The sequence below is a fragment of the Candidatus Glassbacteria bacterium genome (assembly GCA_019456185.1).
In the GTDB taxonomy this organism is placed as follows: Bacteria; Gemmatimonadota; Glassbacteria; order GWA2-58-10; family GWA2-58-10; genus JAJRTS01.
On sequence record VRUH01000002.1, the window covers coordinates 89999 to 106276 of the forward strand.

16 protein-coding genes and 1 pseudogene (1 of these 17 running past the window's edge) are annotated in these 16278 nt (G+C 57.3%); 4 read left to right on the forward strand and 13 right to left on the reverse strand.

Annotation, left to right across the window (positions count from 1 at the left end; all coding sequences use genetic code 11):
- Both atpD and atpC read left to right on the forward strand, forming a co-directional pair.
- Positions 1-493, forward strand: a pseudogene (gene atpD / locus FVQ81_01425) (F0F1 ATP synthase subunit beta) (it extends 896 nt beyond the left edge of the window).
- Between the two features lie 54 nt (positions 494-547).
- Entirely contained in the window at positions 548-967 is a 420-nt protein-coding gene (atpC, locus tag FVQ81_01430) for an ATP synthase F1 subunit epsilon (protein MBW7995233.1), read from the forward strand.
- A gap of 66 nt (positions 968-1033) precedes the next feature.
- Here the strand turns inward: atpC and FVQ81_01435 are convergent, their stop codons facing one another.
- The 12 genes from FVQ81_01435 to FVQ81_01490 all read right to left on the reverse strand — a co-directional run bounded on the left by FVQ81_01435 (position 1034) and on the right by FVQ81_01490 (position 13298).
- Positions 1034-1513 (reverse strand): hypothetical protein, encoded by a 480-nt coding sequence (locus tag FVQ81_01435; protein MBW7995234.1) that lies wholly within the window; start codon positions 1511-1513, stop codon positions 1034-1036.
- Positions 1514-1533: 20 nt separating this feature from the next.
- Positions 1534-2337 (reverse strand): peptidoglycan DD-metalloendopeptidase family protein, encoded by an 804-nt coding sequence (locus tag FVQ81_01440; protein MBW7995235.1) that lies wholly within the window; start codon positions 2335-2337, stop codon positions 1534-1536.
- A gap of 21 nt (positions 2338-2358) precedes the next feature.
- Positions 2359-3276 carry a ParB/RepB/Spo0J family partition protein gene (locus FVQ81_01445; protein ID MBW7995236.1) on the reverse strand — a complete coding sequence of 306 codons (918 nt, stop codon included), beginning with the start codon at positions 3274-3276 and terminating at the stop codon, positions 2359-2361.
- Positions 3251-4030, reverse strand: coding sequence for a ParA family protein (locus FVQ81_01450; protein MBW7995237.1), 780 nt, complete (start codon positions 4028-4030; stop codon positions 3251-3253). Before FVQ81_01450 ends, FVQ81_01445 begins: the two co-directional genes overlap by 26 nt.
- A gap of 514 nt (positions 4031-4544) precedes the next feature.
- Complete coding sequence (mnmA, locus tag FVQ81_01455; GenBank protein ID MBW7995238.1) at positions 4545-5705, reverse strand: tRNA 2-thiouridine(34) synthase MnmA; 1161 nt, start codon at positions 5703-5705, stop codon at positions 4545-4547.
- Positions 5702-6406, reverse strand: coding sequence for a hypothetical protein (locus FVQ81_01460; GenBank protein MBW7995239.1), 705 nt, complete (start codon positions 6404-6406; stop codon positions 5702-5704). Before FVQ81_01460 ends, mnmA begins: the two co-directional genes overlap by 4 nt.
- Complete coding sequence (gene alaS, locus FVQ81_01465) at positions 6403-9030, reverse strand: alanine--tRNA ligase (GenBank protein MBW7995240.1); 2628 nt, start codon at positions 9028-9030, stop codon at positions 6403-6405. The genes FVQ81_01460 and alaS overlap by 4 nt, the downstream gene beginning before the upstream one ends.
- A gap of 40 nt (positions 9031-9070) precedes the next feature.
- Positions 9071-10177 carry a TIR domain-containing protein gene (locus tag FVQ81_01470; GenBank protein MBW7995241.1) on the reverse strand — a complete coding sequence of 369 codons (1107 nt, stop codon included), beginning with the start codon at positions 10175-10177 and terminating at the stop codon, positions 9071-9073.
- 112 nt (positions 10178-10289) lie between these two features.
- Positions 10290-10799, reverse strand: a complete 510-nt coding sequence (locus tag FVQ81_01475) for a regulatory protein RecX (GenBank protein MBW7995242.1) — start codon at positions 10797-10799, stop codon at positions 10290-10292.
- A 3-nt stretch (positions 10800-10802) separates the two neighbouring features.
- On the reverse strand, positions 10803-11867 hold the full coding sequence (gene recA, locus FVQ81_01480) for a recombinase RecA (protein MBW7995243.1): 1065 nt from the start codon (positions 11865-11867) through the stop codon (positions 10803-10805).
- Positions 11868-11954: 87 nt separating this feature from the next.
- A complete protein-coding gene (locus FVQ81_01485; GenBank protein MBW7995244.1) occupies positions 11955-12689 on the reverse strand; it encodes a hypothetical protein in 735 nt (244 codons plus the stop codon).
- A gap of 192 nt (positions 12690-12881) precedes the next feature.
- Positions 12882-13298 carry a hypothetical protein gene (locus FVQ81_01490; GenBank protein MBW7995245.1) on the reverse strand — a complete coding sequence of 139 codons (417 nt, stop codon included), beginning with the start codon at positions 13296-13298 and terminating at the stop codon, positions 12882-12884.
- A 259-nt stretch (positions 13299-13557) separates the two neighbouring features.
- Here FVQ81_01490 and FVQ81_01495 point away from each other — a divergent pair, with 259 nt between their 5' ends.
- Positions 13558-14112, forward strand: a complete 555-nt coding sequence (locus tag FVQ81_01495) for an RNA polymerase sigma factor (GenBank protein ID MBW7995246.1) — start codon at positions 13558-13560, stop codon at positions 14110-14112.
- A gap of 17 nt (positions 14113-14129) precedes the next feature.
- A complete protein-coding gene (locus tag FVQ81_01500) occupies positions 14130-14699 on the forward strand; it encodes a hypothetical protein (GenBank protein ID MBW7995247.1) in 570 nt (189 codons plus the stop codon).
- A 286-nt stretch (positions 14700-14985) separates the two neighbouring features.
- On the opposite strand, the gene FVQ81_01505 is transcribed toward FVQ81_01500, so the two are convergent.
- Positions 14986-16230: a dicarboxylate/amino acid:cation symporter gene (locus FVQ81_01505; GenBank protein MBW7995248.1), complete on the reverse strand. Its 1245-nt coding sequence runs from the start codon at positions 16228-16230 to the stop codon at positions 14986-14988.
- Positions 16231-16278 lie beyond the last annotated feature (48 nt).

Consider the following 16278-nt stretch of genomic DNA (forward strand, 5'->3'; position numbering starts at 1 on the left):
CGACCTGACCGATCCGGCCCCGGCGACCACGTTCACCCACCTGGACGCCACCACCGTACTCAGCCGCCAGATCGTGGAGCTCGGTATCTACCCGGCGGTCGATCCGCTGGAGTCCACCAGTCGGATCATGGACGCCAACATCATCGGCGAGGAGCACTACAACACCGCCAGGCGGGTCCAGGAAATCCTGCAGCGCTACAAGGACCTCCAGGACATTATCGCGATCCTGGGCATGGAGGAGCTGAGCGAAGAGGACAAGCTAATTGTCAACCGCGCGCGGCGGCTGCAGAAGTTCCTCAGCCAGCCGTTCAACGTGGCCGAGGAGTTCACGGGCCGGGCCGGCAAGTCCGTGGAACTGGAAGATACGATCCGCAGCTTCAAGGGCGTGGTCGAGGGTGAGTACGACCACATCCCGGAGCAGATGTTCAATATGGCCGGCAGTATCGAGGATGTGGTGGAGCGCTATGAAGAGGACAAGAAACAGAACGGCTAAGCGAACCGGCTTGCCTGCTGCTGATTACTGAAGAGATTGACCGGGAGGGCGCGGATGCCATCGTTCCATCCGCTTAACACAAGGCTGATTACGCCGGAGAAAGTGCTGTTCGAGGGCGAAGTGCGCTCTGTGGTGGCTCCGGCGGTAAACGGGATGCTGGGCGTGCTGGGCGGCCATGCTCCGCTGATGGTGGCGCTGGGCAGTGGAGTGCTCAAGCTGACCACCGGCAGCGAGCGCAGCTATTACGCGGTATCCGGCGGGTTCCTGCAGGTGAAGGACAACAGCGTGATCGTGCTGGCCGACAAGGCTGTCGATGCGGCGGACGTCGATCTGGCCGAGGCGCGCAATCTGCAGTCCCGCCTGGAAAAAGCGCTGGACGCCGAAGCTGACACGGTGAATAGAAAACGGTTGAAAGCTGAACTGGTGGAAGCCAGGGCGGTGGTGGACGCGGCGGAGAAATACAGGGACAAATAACCGGTGGCAATCGCCTAACGGATTGATTGCCGGGATTATGAGCGTAAGCTCAACCGGGTATGTTTATTAAATAGGCTCGCCACGGAAAGTGATCTCTTCCCCATCATTGTCAACACCGGCCTCTTCCACCTTGCGCACCGGCTGACTTTCCCGCTTTTGCCCGGAGATAGTCGCGGCGGCTGATTTTTTCTGCTTGCCTTCCTTCCGCTCCATGTTGCAGAAACCCTGGAAGAATACGCCTTCCTCCACGATGAGCTTCTTGGCCTTGATGTCTCCCTCAACCCTGGCCCCGCTCTGCAACTCCAGCCTGCCCTCGACGATAACGCTGCCTTCGACCACGCCGCCCACGACTGCGTTGCCCACGACCAGATCGCCCTTGATCTTACCGCTTTTACCCAGGATCGCCACACCGGTCGCTTTCAGTGAACCATCGATAATACCATCGACTCTGACAGTACCCTTGACCGAACATTCGCCCTTGAACACCGTGCCCTGGCCGATAATCGTATTAAGCCGCTCGCCTTCCTTCATATTCTCACTCATCATCCTTCCTCTGATATAGTTGCTTAAGGTTCCAGAAACGGCAGCGGATCGATGGGGTTTCCATCCTCGTCCAGAATTGCGTAGTGCAGGTGCGGGCCGCTGCTCTGGCCCAGGTTGCCGCTGTAGGCAATGAGGTCTCCCTTACGCACGCGTTTCCCGCTTTCCACGGCCAGCCGGCTGTTATGGGCGTATAGAGTGCTGTAACCGCTGGCATGTTTAATCATCACATAATATCCCAGGTCGTCGTTTTTCTCCGCCACACTGACAGTCCCGTCGGCCGTAGCCCGAACCTGAGTACCCTGTTTGAGCGCGATATCGATCCCGAAATGGTAAATTTCAGCGTTGTACAATCTGCTTATATAACTTTTTTCCTCAACCGGGGCGCCGCGCGGGATACGGGTATCGCGCTTCTTGACGTCGTCAAGCGAGGAAGGCCCGTTGCCTTCCAGCGGAATCGCGTAGTTTTCCTGATTTGCTGTCTCCTGCTCTCCGTCCGCCTCGCCGGCCTCCTCGACCCCCTGGTACTGACCAACTCCCTGAGCCAGGTGGATTTTTTTCACCAGTTTTTCCAGCATCGCGATCTTGAAGTTAAGTTCTTTTATTTTCTGTCTTTCCAGAGCCAGCAGCTGGTTCTGCGCGTTCAGCCGGTCATATTGCCGGGCTTTCTCCACTACCGGCCTGAGATAGATCAGCGTACCCACCAGCAGACAGATAATCACGATCACCAGCGCGGCCAGCAGTTTGAGCATGCTGTGGCGGATTTTCAGACTCCGGATATCTGCGCCCTGGTACGGCACTATCATCAGGGTCAGGTGTTTCATCACCATCCTCCCTGAGGCGGACCTCGCTTAACCCAGCGGCTGTACGTCGAACAGTTCCAACAGCCGCTCGAATTCCTCATAGGAATAGTACTCGATTTCTATTTTTCCTTTCCCCTCCGCCCTGCTGCTGATCCTGACCTTGGTTCCGAAAGCGCGACGGAGTCTGTCTTCCAGTTCGCGGATCGCAGCCTGTTCCGCTTCGCTCCTGCCGCCGTTGCCGGCGCCGGGCTTTCCGACGGCCCGACCGAGTTTCCACTCCCTGACCAGGCGCTCCAGCTTACGCACCGAGATATCCCTGTCGATCACCCGGCGCGCCAGCTCGATCTGTGCGCCGGCCTCGTCCAGGGCCAGCAATTGCCTGGCGTGCCCCGCGGACAACTTTCCGGCGGATATTTGCCGGCGTACAACCTCCGGCAGCCGCAGCAGCCGGATCGAATTCGCCACTGTGCTTCTGTCTTTGCCGACCCGCTGAGCGATCTGGGCCTGCTTGAGCCCGAAAGAATCCGCGAGGCGCTGATAGCCTTCGGCCTCCTCGATCGGGTCGAGGTCCTCACGCTGCAGATTCTCCACCAGGGACATTTCCAGCAGGGCGGATTCATCGACTTTCTTGATCACCGCCGGCACGGTTTTCCAGCCCAGAGTCCTGACAGCTCTCAACCTGCGCTCACCGCTGATCAGCTCGTAGCCGCCGTCACCGCTGTCGTTCAGCACCAACGGCTGGATCAGTCCCTGGCTTTTAATCGAATCGGCGAGCTGCCGGATTGCGTCCCGGTCGAAGTTGCGTCGCGGCTGGTGGCGGTTGGGGACAATATCGGCTATTGCCACGCTGTTGCCGGTGCGCTCGCCCGAAGATGCTCCCCTCCCGATCGAAAACACCTCGTTCCCGGGATCCTCCTCTCCGATCAGCGCCGACAGTCCCTTACCCAGCCTTCTTTTTTTGCTCATTGTCAACCAGTTCCCGGGCAAGTTGCATGTAGCTCTGCGCACCGTTGCAGGTGGCGTCGTAGAGAATGATCGGCTTACCGAAACTCGGCGCTTCGCTGAGACGGACATTGCGCGGGATCATGGTCCGGTAGACCTGGCTTGCGAAATAGCCTCGCGCTTCCTCCACAACCTGCTGCGAGAGGTTGAGCCGCGAATCGAACATCGTCATCAGGATTCCCTCGATCCGCAACTGGGGATTCAGCTTGTGGCTGACCAGCTTGATCGTGCTGACCAGTTGGCTCAGTCCCTCCAGCGCATAGTATTCGCACTGGATCGGGATCAGCACCGAATCCGCGCAGGTAAGCGCGTTCAGCGTAAGAATTCCCAGCGATGGCGGACAGTCGATTATCACATAGCCGTAGGAGCCGTTGAGCCGTGAAAACGCTTTGTGCAGACGGAATTCGCGGCCGGGCATACTGACCAGTTCGACTTCGGCGCCGAACAGGTCGCGGCTGGCCGGCACCAGATCCAGATACTCGAGATCGGTTTCCTGGATAGCCTCATCCAGCGCCAGACCGCCGATCACCACATCGTAAACGTCGTTTTCGATTTCGTTTTTATCCAGCCCCATCCCGCTGGTACAGTTGGCCTGGGGATCGATATCCACCAGCAGGGTTTTGATCTCCGCCACCGCCAGGGAGGCCGCCAGATTGATCGAGGTGGTAGTTTTGCCCACACCGCCTTTCTGGTTTGCCACGGCTATAATCTTAGTCATTTCAACCGCCATCCCCGGTGCAGTTAGCGAACACGTACCGGTCAATTTTCCGGATTTTGTAAATTAACAAGCGGTCACGGCTTTGCAAAGAAAAATTCCCCCGTCCTATCTCTTGTCAATTGATGTTTCATTTTGTCGCTTTGAAGATTAAAACAGCCTATCTGTATATATTTTTAATCTTAGCTGCAACAATCATGACGGATTCCCTTAGAATCAGGAAAATCGTAAAATACCCGGTAAACTGCCGCTAAGCAAGCTTGGTGGCTTCTGTCAGCCGAATACATTCGGCTGATCGTTTGCATCTTCGGTATTGTCAAATCCTCCTTGAGGATATCCTATCCCCAGTCGGATTTGACCGCAAACGATTATTAGGGGGCTGGCCGCCGGAAGCCTGGACCTGGAATCTGTCGCTGCCGACTGTCTAGTCAGCAAACCCTTGGAAATTGACACTCTGCGGCAGAAGATCGAGAAATTACTGCTGGTGAAAAAAATATCCAATGGCATTATTGCTCGTTCACTTCCGGCTTTCTGTTTCCGAGATCACTCCCCCGCCCAGTACCAGGTCACCGTCGTAAAAAACCACTGACTGGCCGCGGGTAACCGCTCTCTGCGGCCGTTCCGTTTCCACGCGCACGGAGTATTTCCCGGCGGCTGTCACCATGCCTGCCGCCGGCGTGTGACGGTATCTGATCTGGATTTCCGCCCTGTACGACTTTCCCGGCGGGGGATCGGCCAGATAGTTTACCTGGGCTGCGCTGAAAGACGAGGAACCGAGATCCTCGCCCTCGCCGATTTCTATTTCATTCCTGACCGTATCGATCCGCGTTATATAAACCGGGCGGCCCAGCGACACGCCCAGACCCTTGCGCTGGCCGATCGTGTAAAATGCGCTGCCGCGGTGCTCTCCCACAACCTGTCCCGACCTGTCGACTACCGGGCCGGGGACGGTGCTGGCCGGGTAGCCCGGTTCAATCTCGCCGCCGGCTGAGTAGTTCCGGATAAAATCCTCGACACTGTCGTTTTCGACAAAACAGATCTCCTGGCTTTCGGTTTTCTCACGAACCGCCAGTCCGTATTTTCCTGCCAGTTCGCGCACCTCAGGCTTGCGGAACTCACCCAGCGGAAACACCAGCTTGTCCAGTGCGGCACGGTGAATGCCCCACAGGAAATAAGACTGGTCCTTGTCCGGGTCCAGTCCCCGCAGCAGGCACGGACTTCCGTCGCGTTCGCCCAGACGGACATAGTGGCCGGTTGCCAGGTAATCGGCCCCCAGGCTCATTGCCCGGTGCAGCAGGAACTTGAACTTGATAAACGTGTTGCAGTCCACGCAGGGGTTGGGAGTGGAACCGGAGAGATAGCTGTCCACGAAGCGCTGGATAACATCGCTCCGGAACTCCTTCTCACTGCCGATCACATAATGCGGAGCGCCGATCCGGTCGCAGACTGCTCGGGCATCGGCAATCGACTGGGTGTTGCAGCAGCTCTTTTCGCTCGACGGCTTCTCGGCATAGCAGAACAGGCGCATAGTCAGTCCGATCACGTGAAACCCGCGCTCGGCAAGCAGAGCGGCCGCGACCGAGCTGTCCACTCCCCCGCTCATTGCCACCGCGATTGTGGCGCCGTCTTTTATCCTGGTATTCATTCCATACTCAATCCCCGCATGGGGAACGGTCATTCAAATAACAGCGCTCGCACTTCGGCCAACCCGCCGGACAAATCCGCCCGTCCCGCTCCGGAAGTTGCCTGATCGCAAGCCTTCGCCAGCCAGTCGGGCCGCGCCAGCCAGCGGCTGAGATCTGCGAGATATGCCGCCCCGGCAAGCTCTCTCAGGCCACTGACAGTCCGCAGGTCACGGCCCCGGCAAAGCGGTTCAAGCATGATAATCAGCGGTTCCCATTGACAAAGTCCGGCAAATCCGCCATCCGCCGCGGCCAATCCGGCCAGCGCGCTGCGGCAGGCTGCGGCCATTTCAGCCGATGAGTCCGGCTCTGTGAGTCCGCCGGTAAGAAACTCGAACGGCCAGGTCAGCATCGTGTCGGCCGCCAGCAGCAGGTGGGCGCTGTCGAACCGCTCGGTGAGTCCGGCCGCGAGTCCGTCGACAGGCGGTTCCTCCTGCGCCAGCAGAGCGGTCATAATCAGGCCCTGCCAGAGCACCTCGGCCGCCTGCGGTTTTTCACCGGCATCCGGTCCGGATTTGATCAGCCCCGCGGCCAGCAGGGGCAAACCGCGCGGGCAGCCCTGGTCCAGCAGCACCGCCTCCATGATCTCGATCAGCGACTCCGGGTAATGGTCGCGATCCAGGCCCGCCACTTTCTCGGCCAGCCCCTGGTTGAGCGATTCGCGGAACAACAGCGCTTTTGTCGGCTTGCCGTTCATGATTTCACCAGTTCCTTCACCACTCTCGGGAATGCGGCCAACGCCTCATTCAGCTTGCTCACGTCCCTGCCGCCGGCCGTGGCCAAATGAGCTCTGCCGCCGCCGCCGCCGCCGGCTATTTTGGCGATGCGGCCGACAACGTCCCCGGCTTTCAATTTACCACTGCCAGCCAGGTCATCGGTGACCGCGCAGGCGAACAGCAGTTTCCCGTCGGCCTCCGAGGCGAACAGCGCCGCGCCGCTGCCGGCCTTTTCGCGGAACGAGTCGCCCAGCGACTTGAGCATGTCCAGATCCGCATTGTCGAGCTTGCGGACTACCAGTTTTCCTCCGCCAGGGAACTCCGCCGCATCGGCCAGCATATCGTCCATCCCGGCCTTCGAGCTTGCCTTGCGCGCCTGTTCCAGCTCCTTGGCCAGTGCTTTCTGCTCCTCGAGCAAGGCGGCGATCCGGCTGTCCAGCTTGGCGGCGGGGATCGAATAGTTACGCTCCACGCGGCCGATAAGATGACTTCGCTCCAGCAGGTAATCGGCGGCTCTCTCACCGGTCAGCGCCTCGATCCGGCGGGTTCCGGCGGCCACGCTGCCCTCCTGGGTGATCACGAACGCCCCGATCCGTCCGGTGGCGTCCACATGCGTGCCGCCGCAGAGCTCGCGGCTGAAACCGTCCACTTCCACCACCCGCACGGTGCTCTCGTACTTCTCGCTGAACAGCGCCATCGCCCCCCCGGCCACCGCCTGCTCGTAATCCTGCTCGAAAAACCGCACGGTCCTGTCAGCCCGGACCTCGGCGTTGACCCCTTTTTCGATCTCCAGCAGGATCTCGTCGGGCAGTTTCTCGTAGTGATGGAAATCGAACCGCAGGTAATCGGGTGCGACCAGGCTGCCGGCCTGAGTTGCACTCTCGCCCAGGGACTCGATCAGCATCCGGTGCAGGATGTGAGTGGCGGTGTGGTTGCGCTCGATATCCTGACGGCGCTCCGTGTCGATCCGGGCGGTTACTTTCGTACCAGAGGCGGCATCGGAGGCGGAGCCCGACTCGTACTCTCCGCTGTGGATTACCAGGCCGCCCGTGCGCTGGACATCCACCACCCGGAAGACGAACCCTTTGCCCTCGATCGTCCCCAGATCGGCCAACTGACCGCCGCTTTCGGCGTAAAACGGTGTCTCCGCCAGTACCATGGACTGCTCGTCGGCTCCCAGCACTTTCGTTTCCAGGCTCTGCTCGGTGTAACCCCTGAATACGGTGGAGGTTCCGCTGTCGAATTTCGCCGCCCAGCGCGAGACATCCACGCCGGCGCTGAATTTGGCCTCGGAGCGGGACTGCTCCCTGCGGCGCTGCATGTGCCCGGCAAAACCTTCCTGATCCACCTCCAGGCCCTTTTCGCGGGCCATCAGCACGGTCAGGTCCAGCGGAAAGCCGAACGTATCATAGAGCTTGAACGCATCCTCGCCCCGGATCATGCTCTCACCGGAGGATTTAACCTTTTGGGCAACTTCCTCGAACAGCTCGATCCCGCGGTCCAGCGTAGCCCCGAACCCCACTTCCTCGGCCTTGATCATCCGCGTCACGTGCTGGCTGCGCCGGACAATCTCCGGGTACGCCTCACCCAGCATATCGCACACCGTGCCGACCAGGCTGTAGATAAACGGCTCTTTCACACCCAGTTCCCGGCCGAACCGGGCCGCGCGGCGCAGAATTCTGCGCAGGACATAGCCGCGTCCCTCGTTGGAGGGAACAACGCCGTCGGTGAGCGCGAAAGTGAGCATCCGGGCGTGGTCGGCGATTACGCGATGGGCCAGGCCCGGTTCGCCGGGCTGGTAGTCGACACCGCTGAGCTCGGCGATCCGATCCATCAGGGGCAGGAAAACGTCGGTTTCAAAATTGGAGTTGCTGCCCTGCAGCACCGAGAGCAACCGCTCGAAACCCATCCCCGTATCCACGTGGTTTTCTTTCAGCGCCACCAGCGAGCCGTCGGGCCTGCGTTCTGAGTTGATAAACACCAGGTTCCAGAGTTCCACGTAACGGTCGCCGCCGCTGTTGATCCCGCGTTTGGGATCGGCGGCGAGCTTGTGGTCGGCCGGTCCGGGGTCGAGGTCGATATGGATTTCGCTGCAGGAGCCGCAGGGACCGACATCGCCCATCTCCCAGAAATTATCCTTCTCGAAGCGGTAAATTTTATCGGGGCCGAGATCGGTTTCAGACGCCCACAGCTGCCCGGCCTCGTCATCTTCCACATAAACGGTTACGTACAGCTTGTCCTTGGGCAGGCCCCAGACATCGGTCAGCAGTTCCCAGGCCCAGGAGATAGCTTCGCGCTTGAAATAGTCGCCGAAACTCCAGTTACCCAGCATCTCGAAAAAGGTGTGATGGTACGTGTCGCGGCCCACGTCTTCAAGGTCGTTGTGCTTGCCGGAGACCCGGATGCATTTCTGGCTGTTGACCGCCCGGGTATAGTTACGGCTGCCCGCGCCGAGGAACACGTCCTTGAACTGGTTCATCCCGGCATTGACAAACAGCAGAGTCGGGTCGGCCTGGGGCACAACCGGCGCGCTGGGAACCGCCGTATGGCCCTTGCTCCGGAAAAATTCGATAAACTCTTTCCTGATCTGATCCGCACTATGCATAGTCTCATCCATTATATTCTTTAATAAAACTGCTCTAAATCTAACCAGTCCAATCATTAGCAGGGCGATCTAAACCGCCAGTACCCAATACTACAGAATCAATATCATGTTCATTTATATCTTCCACTTTTCTAAAAAATATCTTTCCCTTAAATATTCCGAGTTCATATATAGGTGTAAGTGATGTTCCATCTTCTGAAATTACACCAGGTACTAAATAGTAAGTTTTGAATTTTCTGTATAAATTTTTAAAAACTTCAAGATGATTACTATTTGGAAGTGGGTTCATGCGATTTATCCTACTTACACTCATTAAAACATCTCTGTTGTACTTATATCCTTGGCACTTAAAGCGGGAAATAGCTGCATCAATATCTGGTCCAATATGTACGGAATATCCAGTTTCTTCCCCTTCTATATCCCCTTCGATAATTGCAATACGCAATTCTTCCAATTCATCATTTTCGCCAAATCTCTCTCGCCACCCTTGAAAAATCTTTCTGCCAAAAGCTTCATTTTTATATCCAAGACCTAACACTGGCGGATTTCCCGGTACAGCTGCAAAAAATGTGGAACTCCATTTTGCTGCATCCCATAATTCTATATCGATTGGTGAAGTAAAAAACATCAATGTATTTGTATTAACAGACTTTTGAGGCAACTTTTTACGTTTACCAAGATTCGGCTTCAATACTTTTTGCTGGCCAGTTAATCTTCTGTAAAGTCCATCATAACCCTTAACTGTCGAAAGACAATAATAGGTGGCTCCTTGCAAAAGAATGGGTATAAATTCTTTCATAGATTCAGAAAAAATAACAGGTATAAATTTTTTATTTAGTGACTCGGCATTATAAATATGTTGGTATATGAGATTTCCTTCCCATTTAATACCTAGTCCTATTCCTTCTCTCTCATCGCCCATAACTCTTTTATAATAATTCTTAGTACATACTAGTACTACATGTTGTGCATCTCTAATTTGTTTGTCCATCCAGCGAGGCCATCCTTCGGGAGGCGAGTCCTCATATTGATCGAGCACACAGTCTACACCTTCAGAACGCAAGTGATTGGACAAATCCAATACTTTTTTATCATGTTCTACAGAATCGTGGCTGTAACTTATGAATACTTCTTCAGATTTAGCCATTATCTAGCTTTTTGAAATTGTTAACTTTTCACCAGCCTTAAATCGTTTCTTTTAAGATAAAAACTCCAAGTATTGAAGAAAAAAAGATACCTTTTTTGATGTTGGTATCTTTTTAATCGAGAATTTTTTTTATTGTAACGTATACTGCCGCCCGGCTGAAACCTCGGCTTGCAAGAAACCGCCCAACCTTCGCTTTATTTTTCTCCAAATCGGCAGTTCCTAGTATTGCCAGTTTCTTGCACGCGGCCTTTTCGGCCAGCAACTCGTCGCTCAAACCCTCATCCTCCAGCACCGCGGCGACAGCATACTGGGCCACTGTCCGGTCCACTCCCCGAGCCTCAAGCTCGGTGGTCACCGCCAGCGCCGAGCGGGGTGAACGGGAAAACCGCTGACGGGCGTATTCCCGGGCGAACGCCTCGTCATCCAGGTAGCCCAGTTCGCCCAGGCGGCCGATCACACCCGCAACCGTCTCCCTGTCGAACCGGGCCAGCAGCTTGGTTTCCAGTTCACGGACCGCATGCTGACGGCGCGAGAGCATTCCGGTGGCACTTTTCAGCGCCCTGCCGTAATCCTCTGTCCGGTTGTCGGCATCCGCCGGGTCCCGGCTATCGCTCACGGCCACGCGCTACTCGCCCTCGTCCTCAGAGCCGCCCGAACTTTCGGCCGGTCTTTCCTCCACCTCGGATTCGATCAAACCGAAATGCTGCTTGACCTGTGTGTCGATCTTCTCGAAAACGTCCTTGTTTTCCTCGATAGAAGCCTTGGCGTTCTCGCGGCCCTGGCCCAGGCGTTCACCGTCGTAGCTGAACCAGGCTCCGCTTTTTTCGACAATCCCGCTGTCGACAGCCAGGTCGAGCAGGGTGCCGGAGTAGCTGATCCCATGGTCGAACATGATATCGAACTCGGCGTTGCGAAACGGCGGCGCCACCTTGTTCTTGACCACCTTGACCCGCGCGCGCATGCCGGTAATAGTGTCGGCGTCCTTGATGTTGCCCACCTTGCGGATATCCAGCCGCAGCGAGGAATAGAATTTCAGCGCCCGGCCGCCGGTGGTCGTTTCCGGGTTACCGAACATCACGCCGATTTTTTCGCGGAGCTGGTTGATGAAAACCATCGCCGTGAGGCTCTTGTGAATCGTCGAGGTCAGCTTGCGCATGGCCTGGCTCATCAGCCGGGCCTGCAGGCCGATGTGGGAGTCGCCCATCTCGCCCTCGATCTCGGCGCGGGGCACCAGCGCGGCCACCGAATCCACCACGACCACATCGATCGCGTTGCTGCGCACCAGCACCTCGGCGATATCCAGGGCCTGCTCGCCTGTATCCGGCTGGGAGATCAGCAGGTCCTCCAGGTTCACGCCCAGTTTCTGGGCATAGCTGGCGTCGAGCGCGTGCTCGGCGTCGATAAACGCCACAGTCCCGCCCGTTTTCTGCGCATTGGCGATCACGTGCAGTGCGAGGGTGGTTTTGCCCGAGGACTCCGGGCCGAAGATTTCGGTCACCCGTCCCCTGGGAATACCTCCGACACCGGTTGCGATATCGAGGTTCAGCGCACCGGTGGAAATCGCCGGCACCTGGACCATCGGGCCGTCCTGGCCCAGACGCATGATTGCGCCCTTGCCCCACTGGCGCTCGATATGAGTAATCGCCAGGCCAATCGCCTTCTCTTTTTCCTTCGCCATGTCAGTGGCCATCATACTCCCCTGATACTGAGTGTCTGCTGGAGTTAACATCTTGAAACAAAAATAGTTACATCGGCATATCGTGTCAACTGCCGAATGTCATCGAACCGGAGTCCCGATGCTGACTTCCGGACCGCCGCCGCCGAAGTTTTTTACTGCATCGGCTGTAAAAGCTGTATTGTCCTCCAGTTGTTCCGGCGTCACGCCGATGGGTGCGAAGATCACGATCAACGCCCGGACAGTTTCCCGGCGGATACGCGTCCTGCTGCTGTCGGCAGTCGGAGAGCCGAACGGCCCGGCGCTGTCGTACATCGCGTAGCGGCCCTCGAGGTTGACCCGGTCCTTGCCGATCCCCTCGTAGAAATCGCCGGCCTCGCCCCTGCGCAGAACAACCGATTCGCCCTGCACGTTATCTAGATCGTAGAGGCCCAGCGGCAGCATGCAGTTCAGGCTGCAGAAGTTGATCGTATCGACCAGGGAGTTTATCCGGTAGAGCTTTTTGCCCTTGATCAGCCGTCGGATCAGGGCCTCCGAGGACGGCCGGTTGCGGGTAGGATCAACCCCGATCGAGCGGTAGAGCTCCCGCGCTTTCTGGATTCCCTCGACCCCGCTGACAGTGCAGCCCTCGTAACGCCGTGCTATCTCGGCGCAGAACGGCTCGAATACGGCCCAGAGCGCCGCGCCGTCATCAATTTCGATCCCCTCGCAGAACAATGGAGCCAGCCGGACGACACCCTGCAAGCCACTGTCTATTTCGATCAGTGGAATATTTTCCGGCAAGATGTTTCCTTTAAATTTTATGGCTCTAAAAATCGTAATCAACTGAAAAAACAGTCACCTTTTGCAAAACCCGGCCACCGTAGGGGCGACGCATGCGTCGCCCCTACAGCCATTCAGGAGTTATGAAACAGATTCTAACATTATATCGATCAAATATAACGATCTGCCGAATACTGGCAAGAGGTCAAACACAAAAAAAGGGGCGGCGCATGCGCCGCCCCCTGAGTTGCGGGAATGAATCAGTTCCTATTCTTCGGATACTTCGGGCTTGTTGTCAGGCGCGAAATCGGTGCCGGGCCGGAGAAGCAGCTCTTCCTTGATTTTCAGCGCCCGCTCGCGGTCTGAGGCGGTCATCTTCCAGTAGATAATCAGCCCGATACCGCCGATCAGCGAGGCCAGCGCCCAACCGAGTTCATTGGTATGGTACATTTTACCGGTGGCAATCATCGCAATCAAAAAACCCAAGCCCAGCGCCAGGAACACCACGCCGAACGGCAGGCCCAGCCTGCCCGGCAGCTTGATATTGTACTTCTCCGGGTTGATCCCGCGCTTGATCAGTTCCACGTTTTCCGAGTGTTTACGAGTCACGCCGAAATAAACGATCAGCACCAACGCCGCGAATCCTGCTATTGGGATAAATGCGCCAATAGTTGCCGGTCCCATACTAACCTCCAGTTAAGTTGATAATACTTGGGACTTCTCTCGTCAATCTAGATCATAAGACGCAGCCCGCGACCGGCTGCTTTCAATTTTCTTACAAACAAGGCTTGCTCCTGCTGAATCCTTAGGACGCAGTGTTCTTTCCGCCGGTTTCAACTTATTTCGCCTGCAATTGATTTTTCAACAAAAAAAGTGAAATTTAGACGGGCGCCGCTACGTCATAGGACTCAGACAGCATTCGAAAACTTTATCTCGCGGGACCATGGTCCAGTCCGACACAGATTTCCGGCAACTGGTAGAGACCTATCAACACCAGGTCTATAACCAGGCCTACCGCATGCTCGGCAACCGCGAGGAGGCCGAGGAGGCGACCCAGGACATTTTCCTCAAGGTCCACGGTTCGCTGGAGGATTTCCGCGGTGAGGCCAAGCTGTCGAGCTGGATTTACCGGATTACGGCCAATGTCTGTATCAGCAGGATGCGCAGGAAGCAGTTGAACGCAACCAGTCTCGATTCGCCGATGGCCGAACAGGGCCGCAGCGTGGCCGAGGTGGTGGCCGACGAGGACGAGGACCCGGAGGAGGAATACGCGGCAGCAGAGATGGGCGGGATAGTGCGGGAACAGTTGCGAAGGCTTAAACCGGAGTGGGCCCAGGCAATCGGCCTGCACTATTTCGGCGGGCAGAGCTATGACGAGATAGCCGAGGAAATGGAAATTCCGCGGGCGACCGTGGCCACATATATCAGGCGGGGCAAGATGCAGTTGGCGGGACTAATAGTTGCACAAACCGGAAAAGACGGCGTATATTTAAAATAAATCAGGCGAGGGACATCATGGACTACCAGGAATTCGAGCAACACGTGGCCGAATATGTGGAAGGCGGCCTGGATCCGGAGTTGAGGCGGCGGATGGATGCTGCCCGCGCGGCCGACCCGGCCTGCGATCAGCTTGCCGGCATCCACGAGCAAATCCTGCATACTCTGGAGGAGACTCCGCAAGTGGACGCTCCCGCCGGCCTGGCCGACAGGATAATGGCCGAGGTCCGCGTCCGGGAACAACTGGTCGCAGCCGAGCAAAGAGCTTTCAGACGTGGAATCTGGCTGGGAGTGGCGGCGGCGGCGATGGGAGCGGTGGCGCTGGCGATTTTCCTGTTCGTGTTCGACCTCAGTACGGGTGCCGCTACTATCGAAACCGCCCGGGCCACCGGCAGCGGCTGGATGGCGAAGGTGTCCAATACGCTCTACGGCTGGTACGATACGGCAGGCGTTGCAATGAAGGCCAACGTGGATCTGCCGCTGGTCAACCATTCGGCGCCGCTGTATGTTTTGGTCTTGAGCGCGATCGCTTCCGGGATACTGGCCTGGTTCCGGGAAGAGGTCATGGCGGCGGTGGATAGTTTTTAGCGAGCAGGGCAGTTTTCTGGAAGACATAGTTAAAGATAAAGGGCCACGGCTTGCCGTGGCCCTTTATCTGTTCTGGCTGTGGCGAAAATCAGGTTAGCCATTACGACAAAAATCCCCTCTATCAAGAGGGGTGACTGCAACAGCGGGCGGGGTGTGTTTCTCTATAACAATCTCTCTCCACCACGCGCAAAAAAGGGTTTTGACAAAAAAAGGGCGACGCATGCGTCGCCCCTACGGGAAAACCATGCGGGCGAACACGAGGTTCGCCCCTTCATGACAGACCGCTTCAACTCTGTTTGGCAGCCATCACATTCAGGTCGGTTTCACCCTCGGTGGTGGCGATAATCGAGGTGCCGCAGGAGTCGCTCCAGACGTTGACCGTGGTGCGGCCCATGTCCAGGATCCGGTCCACGGCCAGGATCAGCCCCACGCCCTCCAGCGGCAGTCCTACCGCCTTGAGCACCACGCTCATCATCACCAGCCCGGCCAGCGGGATTCCCGCCGCCCCGATAGAGGCCATCAGCGCGGTAATAACGATTACGACCTGCTGCATGACCGAGAGTTCCATTCCCTGCCCGTGGCTGAAATAGTACTGGGCGATAAACACGACCGCCACGCACTCGTAGAGCGCCGTGCCGTCCATGTTGACCGTGGCCCCCAGGGGCAGGACGAAACTGGTGGTCTTGTTGCTGACCCCCGCGCGCTCCTCGGCGCACTCCATCGTCAGCGGAAGAGTAGCCGAACTGCTGGCGGTGGAGAAAGCGGTCATCAGCGCCGGGGCCATCGCCCTGGCCTGCTTGACCGGACTGACTCCGCCGATAAATCGCAGGAATAACGGCAGAGTGACACAAGCGTGGATCAGCAGGGCGGCCACCACGCAGAAGGCGTATTTGCCCAGCGGGATAAACGGGGCGAAACCGGTGCGGGCCACAACCGAGCCGACCAGCCCGAACGCGCCGAAGGGTGTAAGATAAATGATAAACCTGGTCATGGTCATCATAATCTCAAACATGCCTTTGATGAAGCTTTCCACCGGCTCGCCGAATTTCCTGTCGACGCGGGTGATAAACACGCCGATCAGGATGGCGAAAAAGATGATCTGCATCATCCGGCCCTCGGCCGCCGCGGAGATCGGGTTCTCCGGGATCATGCGGATAAACAGGTCGGTTATACCGGCGCCCTCGGCGGCCAAGTTCTGCGGAGCCGCCTCCAGGCCCAGCTCCGCGCCTACGCCAGGTTTGACAATATTGACGATCAACAGACCGGTGAGGATCGCAAGCAGCGAAGTAGAAAGGTAGTAGAGCATGATTTTGCCGCCCAGACGGCCCAGCTTGCCGGTGTTGCCGATCCCGGCTACGCCCGTGACAATCGAACTGAACACCAGCGGCACGATCACCATCTTGAGCAGGGTCAGGAATACCGTTCCAAGCGGCTGCGAGACAACCAGCAGCGGCTCACCGATCTGCCAGCCGGAGAGAACTCCGAGGATGATACCGACAAAAATCCAGCTCGTCAGACCTATCTTGCGCAATGCGTCTCCTCTGCGTGATCATCTGTTCTGTGCAGTTTGGACTCCAGC